Annotated in this window: 14 protein-coding genes; 4 read left to right on the top strand and 10 right to left on the bottom strand. The window is 63.9% G+C overall.

What is annotated here, in order from left to right; translation table 11 throughout:
* Positions 1–24 precede the first annotated feature (24 nt).
* Positions 25–972: a class A beta-lactamase gene (bla, locus tag P0D96_RS16305; protein WP_408314325.1), complete on the top strand. Its 948-nt coding sequence runs from the start codon at positions 25–27 to the stop codon at positions 970–972.
* 257 nt (positions 973–1229) lie between these two features.
* Positions 1230–1694: a DUF4126 domain-containing protein gene (locus tag P0D96_RS16300; RefSeq protein ID WP_408314323.1), complete on the top strand. Its 465-nt coding sequence runs from the start codon at positions 1230–1232 to the stop codon at positions 1692–1694.
* A gap of 48 nt (positions 1695–1742) precedes the next feature.
* Here P0D96_RS16300 and tehA read toward each other — a convergent pair whose 3' ends face one another.
* Positions 1743–2759: a dicarboxylate transporter/tellurite-resistance protein TehA gene (gene tehA / locus P0D96_RS16295; RefSeq protein WP_408314322.1), complete on the bottom strand. Its 1017-nt coding sequence runs from the start codon at positions 2757–2759 to the stop codon at positions 1743–1745.
* A gap of 280 nt (positions 2760–3039) precedes the next feature.
* Between tehA and P0D96_RS16290 the strand changes: the two genes are divergently transcribed.
* Positions 3040–3804 carry an IclR family transcriptional regulator gene (locus P0D96_RS16290; protein WP_132378845.1) on the top strand — a complete coding sequence of 255 codons (765 nt, stop codon included), beginning with the start codon at positions 3040–3042 and terminating at the stop codon, positions 3802–3804.
* A gap of 57 nt (positions 3805–3861) precedes the next feature.
* On the opposite strand, the gene P0D96_RS16285 is transcribed toward P0D96_RS16290, so the two are convergent.
* The 9 genes from P0D96_RS16285 to P0D96_RS16245 all read right to left on the bottom strand — a co-directional run bounded on the left by P0D96_RS16285 (position 3862) and on the right by P0D96_RS16245 (position 14749).
* Positions 3862–4686, bottom strand: coding sequence for a citryl-CoA lyase (locus tag P0D96_RS16285; RefSeq protein ID WP_408314320.1), 825 nt, complete (start codon positions 4684–4686; stop codon positions 3862–3864).
* Positions 4687–4688: 2 nt separating this feature from the next.
* Positions 4689–5888, bottom strand: a complete 1200-nt coding sequence (locus tag P0D96_RS16280; protein WP_408314318.1) for a CaiB/BaiF CoA transferase family protein — start codon at positions 5886–5888, stop codon at positions 4689–4691.
* Positions 5889–5926: 38 nt separating this feature from the next.
* The gene (locus P0D96_RS16275; protein ID WP_408314316.1) at positions 5927–7360 is read right to left on the bottom strand and encodes an MFS transporter; all 1434 of its coding nucleotides are present in this window, start codon (positions 7358–7360) and stop codon (positions 5927–5929) included.
* 201 nt (positions 7361–7561) lie between these two features.
* On the bottom strand, positions 7562–7912 hold the full coding sequence (locus tag P0D96_RS16270; RefSeq protein WP_408177269.1) for a response regulator: 351 nt from the start codon (positions 7910–7912) through the stop codon (positions 7562–7564).
* Between the two features lie 6 nt (positions 7913–7918).
* Positions 7919–9394, bottom strand: a complete 1476-nt coding sequence (locus P0D96_RS16265; RefSeq protein ID WP_408314315.1) for an ATPase domain-containing protein — start codon at positions 9392–9394, stop codon at positions 7919–7921.
* 360 nt (positions 9395–9754) lie between these two features.
* Positions 9755–11488 (bottom strand): tannase/feruloyl esterase family alpha/beta hydrolase, encoded by a 1734-nt coding sequence (locus tag P0D96_RS16260; protein WP_408314313.1) that lies wholly within the window; start codon positions 11486–11488, stop codon positions 9755–9757.
* A 10-nt stretch (positions 11489–11498) separates the two neighbouring features.
* Positions 11499–12638, bottom strand: coding sequence for a porin (locus P0D96_RS16255; protein WP_408314311.1), 1140 nt, complete (start codon positions 12636–12638; stop codon positions 11499–11501).
* Positions 12639–12701: 63 nt separating this feature from the next.
* A complete protein-coding gene (mhpT, locus tag P0D96_RS16250; RefSeq protein WP_408314378.1) occupies positions 12702–13931 on the bottom strand; it encodes a 3-(3-hydroxy-phenyl)propionate transporter MhpT in 1230 nt (409 codons plus the stop codon).
* 347 nt (positions 13932–14278) lie between these two features.
* The gene (locus P0D96_RS16245) at positions 14279–14749 is read right to left on the bottom strand and encodes a MarR family winged helix-turn-helix transcriptional regulator (protein WP_408314309.1); all 471 of its coding nucleotides are present in this window, start codon (positions 14747–14749) and stop codon (positions 14279–14281) included.
* A 167-nt stretch (positions 14750–14916) separates the two neighbouring features.
* Between P0D96_RS16245 and P0D96_RS16240 the strand changes: the two genes are divergently transcribed.
* Positions 14917–15744 carry a p-hydroxycinnamoyl CoA hydratase/lyase gene (locus P0D96_RS16240; RefSeq protein WP_408283929.1) on the top strand — a complete coding sequence of 276 codons (828 nt, stop codon included), beginning with the start codon at positions 14917–14919 and terminating at the stop codon, positions 15742–15744.
* Positions 15745–15773 lie beyond the last annotated feature (29 nt).

The raw sequence follows: 15773 nt of genomic DNA, 5'->3' as shown, positions 1-15773 counted from the left end.
GCGGCTTCACACAAAGGAGCGGCGATGATCACAAGACGCAAGTTCGCGGGCGCGATGCTGGGTGTTTCGATAGCTGGGGTTGCGGTTGGCAGTGCCGGCGCGTTCGGCAAGGCATGCGGCAAGGCGATGAAAACGGGCACGGCGGCGCAAGGACGCGCGCTGGCCAAGGCGGATGCGATCCGTAGACGGCTCGCTGAAATCGAAGCGGCGAGCGGCGGGCGGCTGGGTGTGTCGATCGTCGATACGATGTCCGGCTTGCACGCCGGCTTGCGGACCGACGAGCGCTTTCCGATGTGCAGCACCTTCAAGGTACTGGCGGCGGGCGCCGTACTGGCGCGCACGGATCGCGGCGAGGAAGACTTGCAGCGGCGCGTGGTGTTCTCACAAAGCGACGTGGTGTCGAACTCGCCGGCTACGAGCAAGCACACACGCGAGCTGACCGGTGACGCGGGCATGAGCATCGCCGAGCTATGCAAGGCGGCGATCACGCTCAGCGACAACACAGCGGCGAATCTGTTGCTGGCGACCTTCGGCGGGCCGGCTGGGTTGACCGCGTTCGCCCGCGGCCTCGGTGACGGCATCACGCGTCTGGACCGTAACGAGCCGACACTGAACGAAGCCATTCCCGGCGATCCGCGCGACACCACCACGCCCAACGCCATGCTTGGCAATCTGCGCGAGCTGTTGCTCGGCGAGCGTTTGTCCTCGTCGTCGCGAGCGCAACTGCTGGCCTGGCTCGTGGCCAACGAGACCGGCGGCGCACGGATTCGCGCGAAGCTGCCGAAGGAGTGGGGCGTAGGCGACAAGACCGGAACGGGCGATCACGGCACCGCCAACGACGTGGCGATTCTGTGGCCGCCCGGACGCGGTCCGGTGCTGGTAACCGTGTACCTGACTGAAACCGATGGCGACGCGGCACGCAGCAATGCGGCGATCGCGAACGTGGGCGCGCTGGTGGTGACGTCTATCTGATCTCGGCGCGGACAGGGAGGCACGCAACGCGGCAAGATGCGATGGCCGATAAATCCGGCGGTCATCGCCGCCGATGCGCCGATCGAAGTATGCGACACTAGGGCCACACCGAAAGGAGGCAACTGCGAATCGGCCTCGATGGATGCGGTGAGAAGTTGACTGTCCATGGAAATGCTCGACACCTTCTGCCGACGTTCGTCCAGGTAAGCCGTCGGCTTGTTCAACCACGCATCGTTGTCCTTGATTCGGAGTCCCCCATGTCTGTCTATGTTTTGGCATTGCTGATCGGCGTCGTGGCGGGTCTTCGCGCGATGACCGCGCCTGCCGCGGTCAGTTGGGCGGCGCATCTGGGCTGGTTGCCGCTGCAAGACACCCCGTTGGCATTTCTCGGCTTCACCGCCACGCCGTATATCTTCACGGTGCTGGCCATCGTCGAACTGATCACCGATCAACTGCCGAAAACCCCTAGCCGTACCGTGCCGATGCAATTCGGCGCGCGTCTCGTGCTCGGCGGATTGAGCGGTGCGGCGATCGGTGCGGCGCATGGCGGAGTGGGGAACGGGTTGATCGCGGGATTGATTGGCGTTGTGATCGGCACCGTGGGCGGCGCGAGAGTCCGCGGCGCGATGGCGCGTGCGATCGGGCGGGACCAGCCGGCGGCGTTGATCGAAGATGCTGTGGCGATCGTCGGCGCGGCGTTGATCGTGATGGCGTTGCGTTGATGCGCTTCAGCGAGACGCGGGGCGCCTCGCTGAAGCGGTTTGGGCAGTCTAGCTGGCCCGTGCGATACGTGAATCGGTGGATGTCCGCGGTGCGGGCAGGGCACCGATAGCCGCGGTGGCGGGAATCAGCTTGCCGCGCACCAGCAAGCCCAACGTCTTCACCGCCAGAATCGCGATGATCACATTCGCCGCGATGAACAGAACCGGCGCGGCCCATTCAACCGGACCCGTCGCGCCTCGTTCGACCATCCGAAGCGCCATCGTCGGCAGGGCGGCGACGCCGAAGCTGAAGGCCCAATAAGCCGGCACGAAAGCCTGTTGGCGAATCCACGGCAGCAAACGCAGGAGCAGCAGAGCCTGGTACAAGCCATAACCGAGCAGCACGAGGGCGAGCAGGTCAGGCGCGCCGCTGCTCAGGCTCAGATAGGTCACGCCACCCACCACCGGCGGCGCAAGCTGGATGCCGAGCACCGGGCGCAATGCGTCGGGCAGCGGTTCATGCACGGCGGCGCGGTGCAGGATCAGCGATTCGATCGCGAGCCACGACAGCAAACCCGCGCCGAAAAACAACGCGCCCAGCTGATGGAAACCGAAGGCGGCCGAAGCCGTGCCGGCTACGAAGCTCGGCGCCACGGTCGGCAGATAAATGGCGGGCGTCACCAGTTCAGGCTTGCGGCCGCCCTGCCAGAGCCGTCCATGCAAATACATGCCGAGCGCCAGTTGCGCGAGCACGGCCACGCCGAACAACGAAAGCGCCAACGTATGCGCGTACGGTTGCAGAAGCTGCGCGGCCAGCAGGCTGGAGACGGGGCCGAGCGCCGCAAACGACGATTGCACCGGATGCTGCATTTCCGCGCACGCTTCGGCGGCATGCGTCAGCCATTTTTGCCCGTATGCCACCAGAATCACGAGCCACACGACGAGCGCGGCCACTGTCATCAAGTCGCCTACGGCGGCGGGCAGGTGCCAGAGCTTGATTGCCACGCGCCACAGATTGGCGAACGCCAGTGCGCCCACCGCGATCCCGAAGAAGGCAACTGGAATCGTCCCACGCTTGTTGTTCATCACCGATCCTCCGAAAGTTGTGTCGCGCTCCGCTGTTGCGGCTTCGCACGATCGATGACGTACTGTAAAAGCCGGCGGCCAAACGCTGAATGCTGGGCGCGCTCAACAAATCGCGCGATCGTCTCAAGATGAGACGTGCCGTATTCGGTGGGCGTTTGCGCCGTGGTTTGCGCTCATGCTCCGGATTCCGCGCGGAATCGGCGCCGAAGCGCCCGTGGCGGGTATGACAGCCCGGCGTCATGGCGTAAAATTTCCGCTTCCCTATGAAGTCATGCCACCCATGCCAACGCCTGCGGACAAATCGAACACGAAGGAAAGCGAGGGTGTTGCCGTCATCGATCGTGCTTGCGCCATTCTGTTCGCCTTCCGGCCGGACGATGACGCGCTCACGCTCGCCGAACTGGCGGCGCGCACGGGGCTTTACAAGAGCACGTTGTTGCGGCTCGCGGGCTCGCTGATCCAGCATCGCTTGCTGCTGCGTCTCGACGACGGCCGCTATCAGCTCGGTTCCGCCACTTTCATGCTGGGCGCCCTGTATCAGCGCAGCCTGAACCTCGGCGATATTCTGGTGCCGCTCATGCGCGAACTCGCCGAAATCAGCGGCGAAAGCGTGTCGTTCTATGTGCGCGACGAAGCGGTGCGGGTGTGTTTGCATCGCGTGGATTCGAAGCACGCGGTGCGCTTTCACGTGCGCGAAGGCGACGTGCTGCCGCTGGAAAGCGGCTCGGGCGGCCACGCATTGCTCGCCTTCGACGGCATGCCGGGCGCACCGTACGAGAAGATTCGCGAGGACTTCTACTGTGTGTCGATCGGCGAACGCGACCGGGAGACGGCGGGTATTTCCATGCCGGTATTCGGCGTGCGCCAAAGCCTGCGTGGCGTGGTGACGCTGGCCGGTCCGAGCTCGCGTATCGATCACGCGTTTCTCGAACGCAATCTCGGCGCGCTGTTCGATTGCGCCGCGCGCGCCACCGACGCCTTGGGCGGCGATTCGCGCGCCATGCGCAACGCGCAGCGGCGCGCGGCCGAAGTTCAGGACAAGTAGCTCAGGGCAAATAGCTCAGGGCAAATAGCTCAGGGCAAATAGCTCAAGGCAAATAGCTCAAGGCAAATGCCGCTCGGGCTTGCCGGTGTACGTGTAGGCCATCTGGCGCGGCATCGGACCTTTGTTGCGCTCTTTGCGTCCGCGCTGTTCCCATGCATGCGAGAGAATACCGACCGCGCGTGACAGGCAGAACACACCACGCGCCAACTCGGGCGCAAAGCCGAGTTCGGCGTAGATCACCGCGGTGGCGCCGTCGATATTCATCGGCACGGGCTTGCTTTTGCGGTTCATGAGCAGCGCTTCAATGCCGCGTGCGATCGCGGCATAGCGTCCGCTGATACGCTGCGCGCGGACATTCTCGTCCACTAGCGCGAGAAGCCGCGGCGCACGCGGATCGACCGGATGAAAACGATGCCCGAAGCCCGGCAGATATTTGCCGTGCGCCGCGATGAAGGCATCCACACCTTGTTCGACGGCGTTTTCCAACGTGGTGCCGGCTTGCATGCGCGCATCGATCGAGTCGTACAGTTCGACCGCCTGCTGACCGGCGCCGCCATGCACGTCGTCGAGCGCGTTGATCGCCGAGGCCATCGCGCCGTTCAGCGGCAAGCCGCAACTGGTCGCAATCCGCGAGATCGCAATCGATGGCGCATGCGGGCCATGATCCACCGACGACACCAGCGCCGCTTCGAACAAACGCGCTTGCGCGGCGTCGGGCAGTTCGCCGCGCAGCATCAGCCAGATCATCTGCGGAAAGCTGATGTTGCCGATCAGCTCCTGAATCGGGAACCCGCGCACGTTGATCGAGCCCGGATGAATGTCGATGATCGACGTGCTCCAATAATCGGCAGCAAGCTTCGCTGCGTCGAATGCTTGCGTCATGTTCAGATCACTCCTTCGGCGCGTAGTTGGTCGATGTGTGCGTCGTCGTAACCGAGCGCGGCGAGTTGTTCATGCGTGTGAGCCGAGAGAACCGGCGCGGGCGTGCTCGGCGCCGTGTCCGCGTCGTGCAGACGAAAACCCGCGCGGGTCACGCGCTGGCGGTCCGTGTTGGCGTCGGCGGCAAATTCGCGGATGAAGCCGCGCGACTCCAGATGCGGATGCGCGAGAATCTCCGGCACCGACATCACGCGGCCAGCCGGCACGCCGGCTTCGAAGAAACGCGCTTCCCAGTTCGCGGCGCTATCGTGCGCGAGTGCCGCTTCGATCTCCGCTTTCAATGCCGCGCGATTCAGCTTGCGGGCGTTGCGCTCGGAAAAACGCGGATCGTCGAGCAGATCGGCGCGGCCGATTAACTGACACAAGCTCGCGAACTGTTTGTTTTCGTTGGCGGCGATATTGAGCGGGCCGTCGCCGGTTTTGAAAGTGCCCGACGGCGCGGCGGTGAAGTTCTCGTTGCCCATTGGCGTCGGCGTGACGCCGGCGTTCAGGAAGTTCGAGACGACCCAGCCCATGGTTGCGAGCGTGGCTTCGAGCATCGACACGTCGAGCATGCGGCCGTGTCCCGTGGCGCGCGCGTCGAGCAACGCGGCGCAAATGCCGAACGCCGCGGTGAGACCGCCCACTGTGTCCGACACCGGATAGCCGACGCGCAACGGTGCGCTGTCGGCATCGCCGGTCACGCTCATCACGCCGGAGATGCCCTGAATGATCTGGTCGTAAGCAGGGCGCTTTGAAAACTCGCCGTCCATGCCGAAGCCGGAGATCGCGCAATACACGAGCTTCGGATTGACCTCGCGCAGCGCCTCGAAATCGAGGCCGAGACGCGTCATCACGCCGGGCCGGAAATTTTCGACCAGCACGTCCGCGGTTTCGACGAGCTCGCGCAAAATCGCCTTGCCGCGCGGGTCTTTCAGATTGAGCGTAAGCGACTGCTTGCCCGCGTTCACAGCGACGAACGAGGCGCCCATATTGCGCGCCGACGCGTCCTTGTCGGCGCCGAGGCGCCGCGCCAGATCGCCGCCTTCCGGGTGTTCGACCTTGATCACTTCAGCGCCGAGCAACGCGAGTTGATACGCGCAAAACGGCCCGGCCAATACATTCGATAAGTCCAGTACGCGGACTCCAGCCAACGGCAGCGTCATCTTTAAAGCCTCTTGTTCAAAATACGATGCGACGCAGTTCAATGCGAAATTTCGTCGAGATTGCGATGGTTGGTCCGCGGTCCGAAGATGCCGATTGCGCCCATCACCATCACCATCGACGCGCTGATCAGCGCGAACACACCGCTTACACCGAAGTGACGCAGCGCGAACGCGATCATGAAGCCGGAGAACATCGCCGACAGGCGCGACATCGAGTAGACGAAGCCGACGGCGCGCGCCCGCAAACGCGTCGGGAAGAGTTCGGTCTGATACGCGTGATAGCCGACCGAGAGCAGCGTGCCGCTCAGTGTGATCAGCACGCCGAGCGTCATCAGCATGGCGGGCGAGGTTTGCGTCGCGAACAGGCTGCCGAACACGGCAATGCCGAGCGCCGACAACACGATCAACGTCTTCCGTTCGATGCGGTCCGCGATCGCCATGCCGATCAGCGGCCCGAACGGATTCGAAACCGCAATCACGAACGAGTACAGCAGACTGTGCGTGATCGTCACGCCTTTGGAGACGAGCAGCGTCGGCACCCACGAGGCGAAGCCGTAGAAACCGATCGCCTGGAACAGATTGAAGACGAGCATGGTGATCGCGCGTTTGCGATACGGCGGCTGCCAGATTTCGCGGAAGGCGGCCTTGGTGGTCGCCGGTTCGACAGTCGGCACGGCGGGCGGCAGAGGTTTGCCGTATTGCGCGGCGACTTTCGCTTCCAGCGCCTGCAGCACTTGCTCGGCTTCGGCGGCGCGGCCTTGCTGCGCGAGCCAGCGCGGGCTTTCCGGCACGCGTCGGCGAATTGCCCACACCACCACCGCGCCCAACGCGCCGATGATCACGACCCAGCGCCAGCCGTCGAGTCCGAACGGCGTGAGGGGCACCAGCCACCACGCGAGAAACGCGACCGACGGCACCGCGGTGTACTGCACCAGATGAACGAACGCAAAGGCACGGCCACGCAAATGTTTCGGCACGAGTTCGCTGACGTACGTATCGATCGTCACCAGCTCGACGCCCACGCCGATGCCGGCAATCAGACGCCACAGATTGATGGCCGGCGCCGTGCTTTGCAGCGCCATGATTAGCGTCGCGGCGGAGTACCACAGCAGCGAAATAGTGAACACCGTCTTGCGGCCGTAGCGGTCGGCCATGCCCGCCAGAAAGAACGTGCCGACGAAAAGCCCGGCAAACGACGCCGCCACGAACGCGCCGAGTCCGGACACGCCGAAGAACGACGCGGTCGTTGTCGAGTAGACACCGCTTTTGACGAGGCCGGGGCCGACGTACGCGGTGAAAAACAGATCGTAGAACTCGAACCAGCCGCCGATGGACAGCAGGAAAACCAGCATCCACACGGCACGCGTCGCGGGCAGGCGGTCGATGCGCGCGTTGACGCCGGGCGTGGGCTCCGGCGCGCCGGCGCTTGAATGGGGCGACGCGCCGGGCGTGTCGATCGGCAGGCTTGCCATGAAATCCTCCTTCGGGTGTCTTTCGTCAGCGTCGTTCTGTTAGAAAGAACGACGTTCTGTTTAATGAGTGTGGCGAGATTAGTCCGTGCGGCCGACGTCAGGAATCCGGGTTTTTACCTGGAGAGAGGGGAAAGTCGCTTGCGGACGGGCGTTGGCGCAGCAAGCGCGCCCGCCCGTCCGCCGCGTGGGCGGTTCGCTGCTTTACGTGGCCATGCGTTGAAGCATGGCCAGCAGCGTGTCGAACGAAAGCGGCTTGCGCGCGTATTCGATGACGGGATTCGGTTGCACGGGGATATCGGCGGCCGCGCTGCACAGAATGATCGGAATGGCACGCAGATCAGGATCGGCGTTCAACGCCGCGCACAGTTGCAGCCCTGACATGACCGGCATCATGCAGTCCGACACGATGATGTCGGGCCGGGTCTTGCGTATCTGCTCGAGCGCGGCGGCCCCGTTCGACGCCGTCAGCACGGTGTAGCCGTGCCGCTCCAGCAACAGCCGCCAGACTGTCAGGATGTCGAACTCGTCGTCCACGACCAGAATGGTTTTCATGGGCGGCTAGGTGTTTCGTCGCGGCGGCAGCGTGGCCGTCAGGCCGGCCGCCGAATACAGGCTGGCGGGGCTCCCCGAGTTTTCGCTCACGTCGAGGCCTTGAGACGAAATCACAAGCTCGCGCAACGAAGTGTCGTGGGCGCTTTCACGCTGCTTGACCACGGAAATCATGCGCCGCAGACCCGCTTCCGTTTCGGCGTAACGCAGCAGCACGAGGTTCTCGGTCAGGGCCGAAACCCGCACGCTCTTCGCGTGGCCGGGGTCGGCGTAAAGCGGCAACTCTTCTGTAAGGAGCGTGGTGACGCAGGCCTCGCGAAGCTGGTGCAGCAGCGCATTCAGGAACAGGCCAAAGCGCTCGGTGCGCAACGCGGAATCGCGGAAACCTTCTACCCCGTCGATGACGATGCGCGACGCGCCGATCTTCTTGGCCGTGGCGAGCGCGGTGGCCGCGAGTTCGTCGACGGCCAGTTCAATGGCCGGTTGCCACTGGATCACGAGCCGGCCGTCCTCGTGCGCGTCCGTCAGTCCGATCGACACGGCCTCCGCTTTGCCGATCAGCCGCTGCGGCCCTTCGTAAAAGCCAAGGTACACGCAGCGTTCGCCGCGCGCGACGCCGGCCGCGAGAAATTGCAGACAGAGCAACGTCTTGCCGACGCCCGACGGCCCGATCAGCGTGGTCGTGGAGCCTTGCGCAAAGCCGCCGCCGAGCAGGCCGTCGAGATGCGGAAGGCCGAAGCCGAGACGCGCTTTCAGATCGACCGGACCCGGCGGCAGAGCAGATTGCGCTTCCAGGCGCGGGAACATCAGGAGCCCGCTTTCGGCAATGCGGAAGAAATGCTTGCCCATCAGATGATTGCGCGCGCGCATCTTGTGGACTTCGATTTCGCGCGCGCGGCGCATGCCGTCGTTGAATCGGTTCAGCTCGATCAGGCCATCGACCAGCGTATGTTCCGGATGCGGTTCGTTGCCGGAGAGCGGGGCAAGCAGCAAGGTCGTGCAATCCATCGCCGCGACCAGCGCATTCAACTCATGGATGAACTTGGACAGCGACAGCTCGGTCTCGCTGAATTCACGCGCGCTACGAAAGCCGTCGATGATCATCAGGCTCGGGCGGTAATCGTAAATGCTCGAGGCAATCAGCTTGAGGAAGCCGTCGAGACCGTCCTGCATCAGTTCGTGATAGCCGGACACGAACAGCATCTGCTGGGCGACCGCTTTCTCGTCGAAAAAGCTCAGGCCCTTGAGATGACCCAACAGCTTGTCGTGCGATTCGGCGATCAAGGTCATGTACAGCACCTTCTCGCCCTGGCTTACACGATGAAAACCAATCTGGCTCGACAGAATCGTCTTGCCGGCGCCGGCCATGCCTTCCAGCAGGTACACGCCGCCGCGGACCAGACCTCCGCCCAGGATCTCGTCGAGACCGGGGACGCCCGTTTCCACGTTGGATCGGGAAGATGTCTGAGATTCGTGGTTAGTCATTGTCGAAGTGTCATTTCAAAGTGCGGAGAAGCGACGGCTCGTAAGGAATCGTCTATTGCTCAACTCCTCTAATTAGCAAGCCGCGTTCCCGCTCCGGGGCGGCAATGCTGCGCGTCGGCATGAGATGCAGGGGATTCTACCTGGCGGCGACGCGCTTGGCGAACGGCACGCAGGCGTGCGGTTCGCGGTCGTTCGAGGCAGTGGAGTGGCGCGTTGCCGACCGCCGGAGTGGCGGCGAACTTTTCAACGCGATGTAAGCAGAGGGAGATTCAGACAACGCCTCGCGCATGCAATTCGTGCAAAGGTGCACCGCATGCGCGAGGCGCTTACAGCGAGGCGGGCCGACAACCCGCTTTCGATTCAACTACAAACGAAACTACTCGCGGCGTTGACGTCGCCGCCCTGATAGCGCGCCACTTTCGGATACGCGCAAAGTGGCCGCGTGCGTCCCGCGCCCCAACCGGCAGGCACGTCCGTGTTCGGCACGACATTGCTCGCGTCGCGCGCGGTGGCGACCACGCTGTCCGGCGCTTTGCCCTGTTCGACCCACGCGACGAGCGGCGTGAGCATGTCGAACTGGTCGGTGCTCGGTCCACCGCTGCAGTGGTTCATGCCGGCAATGGTGTAAAGACGGGCGAAGTTAGAAGCGTCGCCGCCGTTTGCCGTCGTGAGCCGCTGATACCAGTCAGTCGTGTCGTTCGATGAAAACACCGGGTCGCTCGTGCCGTGATAAACCATCAGCTTCGCTCCGCGCTGCTTCAATGCGCTCAGGTTGGTTTCGTCGGGCGGCGTCATGAAGGACCACGCCGACTCGCTATACGTGCCGCTGGTGGCGAAGATCTTCGGCGCGTCGGTGTCCATGCTGAAGTTCAGCGCGTACGCCGACAACTGGCTCAACACGGAAGCGCTTTGCGGTGGCGTGGTGAAGGTGAAGGCGGCTGCGGCCGGATCGAGTGTGATCGAGTTGGCCTGCTTCCATGCCGACCAGCCCGGGCCGAGTCCGGCGTCGTATGGGAAGCTCGCATACAGGGCTGTGCCTGCGCTGTTGCGCGCGCCGGAGAACACATTGCCGATGGCGTCCTTTTGCGCGCCCGTCAAACACGTGCCGTCGCGCACGTTGTTCGTGCAGGTCGGGACATCGGTGGCGAGGCTGAAATTTGCCTGGCATGCCTTGATATCCTGAATGAGGCCGTCGCTGGCGCCGTCGAGCGCGTCGCACTTGGCCAGTATTTTCGACGCCACCATTTGACGTTCTGCCGCGGTAAAGCCGGTTGTGATATCGGGCAGGCCGTTCGACGTTGTCGCGGTCGCCACTTTCGCGAGCTGCTGCGCGCTCCACATTTCGCCGACGGCCGCCTTCGGCAGATGAAAGCCCGGATCGCCCGCAATGATGCCGTCATATTCCGCCGACGAGCGTGCCGCCGCGACCATTGCATGACGTCCACCGTTGGAGCAGCCGTCGAAGTAGCTGCGGTCCGGTGCCTTGCCGTAAGCGAGCTTGATGACCTGCTTGGCCATCGGCGTGAGCGTGGCGACTGCGTTGTAGCCGTAGTCGATGCGCGCTTGCGGGTCGAGACCGAACAGCGGATTTTGCGCCGAGCTGTGCCCCGCATCCGAGCTGATGACCGCGAAGCCCATATTGAGCGCGTCGCTCGTGGGACCGCCGCCGCCGATCTCGCCGGTGGCCGTGACCACGTTGCCGTCGAGGCCACCGTTGGCCTGATAGAAGAAACGCCCGTTCCATGCGATCGGCAGGCGCATTTCGAAGCCGATCGCGTAGGTCTTGCCGTCGACACTGCTGACGCGTTGATTCATGCTGCCTTGAATCAGACAGTGTTCGGCGATCGGTTTGCCGGCTACTTTCAGCGTGCCTGCCGCGATGTCCGTCACCGTGGTGAAGACCGTATTGGCGAATGTGAGCTTCGCGGCGAGCGCCGCGCAATTGCCGGCGAGCGTGCCAGGCGTGGCGGCGCTCAGTTGCGGCAACGCGGCGGTGTTGGCGCTGGTGCCCGCGCTGCTGCCGAGATCGTTGCCGCCGCACGCGGCTAGTGTGAGCGCCGCAGCCGCTGCGAGCGCGATAGAGGTGCATTTCATGCAGTGTCTCCTAGAACGAATGACGAACGCCGACCATCACGCCGGTCTGGCCGGTGCCTGCCGCGGGCGTCGTGCCGCCGCCGCCGGCGCTGACCGAGTAGCGCGCTTTCGCGCTGTTGCCGAGGTACGAACCTTGGGCGTAGACAGCGGTGCGCTTCGAAAGCAGATAGGTGGTGCGCAGGGTGCCCATCGTGGCGCGGGTGTCGTGCTCGCTATTGGTGATGTGATAGACCTCGCCGTCGACGATGAAGGCAGGCGTCACGTAGTACGACGCGGCGACGAAGAACAGATTCGAGCGCACGCTCGCAATCGTGTCCGCCGCCGGCTCGACGCGGCGGTTGAGCCATCCCACGCCGAGTTTTGCCTTGCCGAGATTCGCGTAGGCGCTCACATGCGCGCGGATGTCCTTGTCGCCGGCGCTGGTGAGCGGAGTCGGCGCGATGCCGTCGAAGAAGTTCGCCGCCGCGGTGCTGCCGCCACGCTGCTCTTCATACGACGCCGCGACGCCGAAGAGCGGCGCGTCGTACTTCAGCATGACTGACCATTCGCGGCATTGGGTTGCCTGTCCGGCGACCGAACCGGTGCACGTGCCCTGGCCCGGCGAGTTGCCGGTGCCGGCGGAATCGCGGCCGAACGAGTAATTCGCGCCGAGCGTCACGCCCGCATAACTGCCGAGGTAGACCACCGAGTTGTCGGCGCGGGCGTTGGGCACATAGGCGTCGAGCGAGCCCAGACCATAGATGTCCGGGCCGATCAGGTCCGCGCCCATCAGCGCGAGGTACGTCATCGTGTACTGGCGGCCGAACGAGACCGTGCCGTATGGGCTCTTGATACCGACGAATGCCTGACGGCCGAACAGCCGCCCGCCCTGGCCGAGGTCACCGGCTCGCACATTGAAGCCACTTTCCAGCGTGAAGACCGCGCTATAGCCGCCACCCAGGTCTTCATTGCCGCGCAGCCCCCAGCGCGAAGGCAATTCGCCCGTGACCGACGGCATGCGGAACACGCTCTTGCCCGCGGCGTTCGCGTGCGAAACGTATTCGATGCCGGTATCGACAATGCCGTAGAGCGTCACGCTCGATTGGGCCGCTGCGGCGCCGTTGACGGTGCACAGTGCGCCGCAGAGTAAAAGACGTGCGGATGCTTGCATGAAGGGTGTCTCCGAACCGTTGAATGAATGTGTGTGTTGTTGTTGAATTTTTTGTGCGGACGGTCAGTCGTCGGCGCGCGGGCGGCGTAGCAGGAGCAGCGCGGCTGCTGCGGCGATCAGCGTGACGGGAATGCTTGCGCCGATTACGGTCGATGAACTGCGCCCCATCGCCAGCAATTGACCCGCGGCCAGCGGCCCGACCACCGAGCCGACGCGGCCCACCGCCACCGCCGCGCCGACGCCGGTGCCGCGCATGGCCGTCGGATAAAACGCAGCGGACAGCGCATACAGCACCGATTGGCCGCCGATCACGAACATCCCCGCGAAGAAGGCCGAGGCCGCCAGCGCGCCGAAGCCGGGCGCCATCGAAAGCGCCGCGAGCGACGCGATGATCCCGACATACATGCCCGCCACCACCACGCCCGAGCGCATGCGGTCCATCAACATGCCGATGCACAACGCGCCGATGCCGCCGCCGATGTTGAAAAAGATCTGCACGTAGCCGACCTGCGCGCGCGTCAGACCGCTTGCCGCCATCAAAGAGGGCAGCCAGTTGAGCAGGAAGTAGAGGACGATCAGCGTGCAGAAGTAGCTGACCCAGATCTGCACGGTGGAGAGGCCACGTGTGCCGCCGAACAGGATTTCACCGACCGGTGCCGGTTTGGCGTGGCCATCGCGCGATGCTTGCGTGAACGCCTTCGAATCCGCGAGAAACACGAGCAGCAGTGGCACCAGCACCAGCGGTCCCGCGCCGCCGACGTAGAAGATGTGGCGCCACTCGGTGTCGCCCGCACTTAGCACGCCGATCACCGACGCGATCACACCACCGAACGGAATGCCGCAATACATCACACTCACGGCGGTGCTGCGCGCACGCGGCTCGACCGCTTCCGACGACAACGCGATCAGGTTCGGCAATGCGCCACCGAGTCCGATACCTGTCAGCAGCCGCACAATCACGAGCGTGTGAAAGTCGCTCACTAGCGCGGTCATGATCGACAGCAGGCCGAACAGGCAGGCGGAGATCACGAGCACGCGCTTGCGGCCGATGCGGTCGGCGAGCCGCCCGCCGAACATCGCGCCAGGCAGCAGGCCGAAGGTGCCGGCGCTGAACGCCAGGCCCATCTGCGCGACCGAGAGGCCGAACTCGCGCGCCATGCGCGGCGCGGCGACGCCGACCGACTGCAGGTCGAGCCCTTCGAGCAGGGCAATCGCAAAACACAATCCGAGGGTGACGAAGGCGCCTGTCCGGCTGGACGTTGCCGGTAGCGCAGTGCCTTCGGTCGAATTCAATGTTCCGGCTCTTTTCACGTTAGTGATCCTTATTAAATGGCGTGGTTTTCCGGTTTCGCTGGAAGTCAGCAGATGCCGAGTCGCCGTCGTGCATGCCAGACGGGTTTGGCATGCGGGCGTCAGATCATCGTCGAGGCCACGATGGAATACCCTGCAGCAGCGCAGCAATCACCGCCGCGCGCGGCGCATCGTTTCGATGGCCAGACGACGGTGCATTTGCTTCGAGGCGATGCGGCGCGTCTCCACACGCCGCATCGTGGACTGGATTTAATATCAGGTAGGCTGATAACACAAGCGCAAATTGTTCGGTGAAAACACCTAGCAATTCGGCGAGGCGGCCAGCGGATCTAGCCGCGCAGATTACGAACGAAAGTTTCGAGGTGGGTCTGCACCGCGCCGGCGGCGTCGAGTTCGATGCCTTCCATCATCTGCTTCTCGATGGCCTTGACGGCCTGCTCGCATTCGCGCAACACGGCGCGCCCTTCGTCCGTCAGTCGCAGCAGCACGATGCGGCCGTGCGTCGGGTCCGGTTCGCGGCTTACCCAGTTGCGGCTTGCCATCGCATTCATCACCTCATTGGCCGACTGCGGCGTGATGAAGGAACGCTCGGCGACCTGTGCGTTGGATGCTTGCCCTTTGGCTTCGAGCACGGAAAGCGCGGTGAATTGCGCGAGCGTCAGGCCGAGCGGCGCGAGCGCTTCGGTCATACGGCGCCGCAGGATGCGGTCGAGACTGCCGATCACATAGGTCAGGCGCAGGCTGGAACGGCGAGTGCGTGTGGCGGTCGGCTCGGCAGGCGAGTTTTGATTTTTGCTCATCGTGGGCAGAAGGTTCGGTCTATCCCGCATCTTAGCGCGCCTCGACGGAAATTCCGCCGCTAGGGGTTTGCACCGAGCGGGCGATTTTCCACTTTACATATCAGGCAGCCTGATATTAAATGTGTTCATCAGGCCGCGGTCGCGGCCAACGTTCACGGAGAAAGCAGATGAGTTATGAAGGCCGTTGGAAAACCGTCAAGGTCGATGTCGTGGAAGGAATCGCATGGGTCTCGTTCAATCGACCTGAGAAGCGCAACGCGATGAGCCCCACGCTGAACAAGGAAATGATCGAGGTGCTCGAAGCCGTTGAGCTGGACGCGGAAGCCCAGGTTCTGGTACTCACCGGCGAAGGCGACGCGTGGACTGCCGGCATGGACCTGAAGGAATATTTCCGCGAAGTCGACGCGGGCCCCGAAATCCTGCAGGAAAAGATTCGCCGCGACGCGTGCCGGTGGCAATGGCAACTGCTGCGCATGTACGCGAAGCCGACCATCGCGATGGTCAATGGCTGGTGCTTCGGTGGCGGATTCTCGCCGCTGGTGGCGTGCGACCTCGCGATTGCCGCCGACGAAGCCGTGTTCGGCCTCTCCGAAATCAACTGGGGCATTCCGCCGGGCAACCTGGTGAGCAAAGCAATGGCCGATACCGTCGGGCATCGTCAGGCGCTGTATTACATCATGACGGGCGAGACGTTCACCGGGCAGGAAGCGGCGCAGATGGGCCTCGTCAACAAGAGCGTGCCGCGCGCCGAGCTGCGCGAAGCTACGCGTGCGCTCGCCGGCAAACTGCTCGAGAAGAATCCGGTGGTGTTGCGAGCCGCCAAGCAGGGTTTCAAGCGTTGCCGCGAACTGACGTGGGATCAGAACGAAGACTATCTGTACGCCAAGCTCGATCAGGCGCAATTGCGCGATCCCGAAGGCGGCCGCGAACAGGGCCTCAAGCAGTTCCTCGACGACAAGGCGATCAAGCCCGGTCTGCAAACGTACAAGCGCTAATCGGTCGCATCGGCGTGGACTTCGGTTCA

It is taken from the genome of Paraburkholderia sp. RL17-347-BIC-D (assembly GCF_046027915.1).
Lineage (GTDB): Bacteria > Pseudomonadota > Gammaproteobacteria > Burkholderiales > Burkholderiaceae > Paraburkholderia.
The sequence above is the reverse complement of the archived record's forward strand: the minus strand, read 5'-3'. Positions and strand labels throughout refer to the sequence as shown.

Bases quoted from the DNA above. Each gene is read 5' to 3' on its own strand.
- P0D96_RS16290 (WP_132378845.1), top strand. From the start codon at position 3,040: ATGCCAACGCCTGCGGACAAATCGAACACGAAGGAAAGCGAGGGTGTT.
- P0D96_RS16265 (WP_408314315.1), bottom strand. From the start codon at position 9,394: ATGACTAACCACGAATCTCAGACATCTTCCCGATCCAACGTGGAAACG.
- P0D96_RS16240 (WP_408283929.1), top strand. From the start codon at position 14,917: ATGAGTTATGAAGGCCGTTGGAAAACCGTCAAGGTCGATGTCGTGGAA.
- P0D96_RS16275 (WP_408314316.1), bottom strand. From the start codon at position 7,360: ATGGCAAGCCTGCCGATCGACACGCCCGGCGCGTCGCCCCATTCAAGC.
- P0D96_RS16285 (WP_408314320.1), bottom strand. From the start codon at position 4,686: ATGACGCAAGCATTCGACGCAGCGAAGCTTGCTGCCGATTATTGGAGC.
- P0D96_RS16280 (WP_408314318.1), bottom strand. From the start codon at position 5,888: ATGACGCTGCCGTTGGCTGGAGTCCGCGTACTGGACTTATCGAATGTA.
- P0D96_RS16270 (WP_408177269.1), bottom strand. From the start codon at position 7,912: ATGAAAACCATTCTGGTCGTGGACGACGAGTTCGACATCCTGACAGTC.
- tehA (WP_408314322.1), bottom strand. From the start codon at position 2,759: ATGAACAACAAGCGTGGGACGATTCCAGTTGCCTTCTTCGGGATCGCG.
- P0D96_RS16300 (WP_408314323.1), top strand. From the start codon at position 1,230: ATGTCTGTCTATGTTTTGGCATTGCTGATCGGCGTCGTGGCGGGTCTT.
- bla (WP_408314325.1), top strand. From the start codon at position 25: ATGATCACAAGACGCAAGTTCGCGGGCGCGATGCTGGGTGTTTCGATA.
- P0D96_RS16245 (WP_408314309.1), bottom strand. From the start codon at position 14,749: ATGAGCAAAAATCAAAACTCGCCTGCCGAGCCGACCGCCACACGCACT.
- P0D96_RS16260 (WP_408314313.1), bottom strand. From the start codon at position 11,488: ATGAAATGCACCTCTATCGCGCTCGCAGCGGCTGCGGCGCTCACACTA.
- P0D96_RS16255 (WP_408314311.1), bottom strand. From the start codon at position 12,638: ATGCAAGCATCCGCACGTCTTTTACTCTGCGGCGCACTGTGCACCGTC.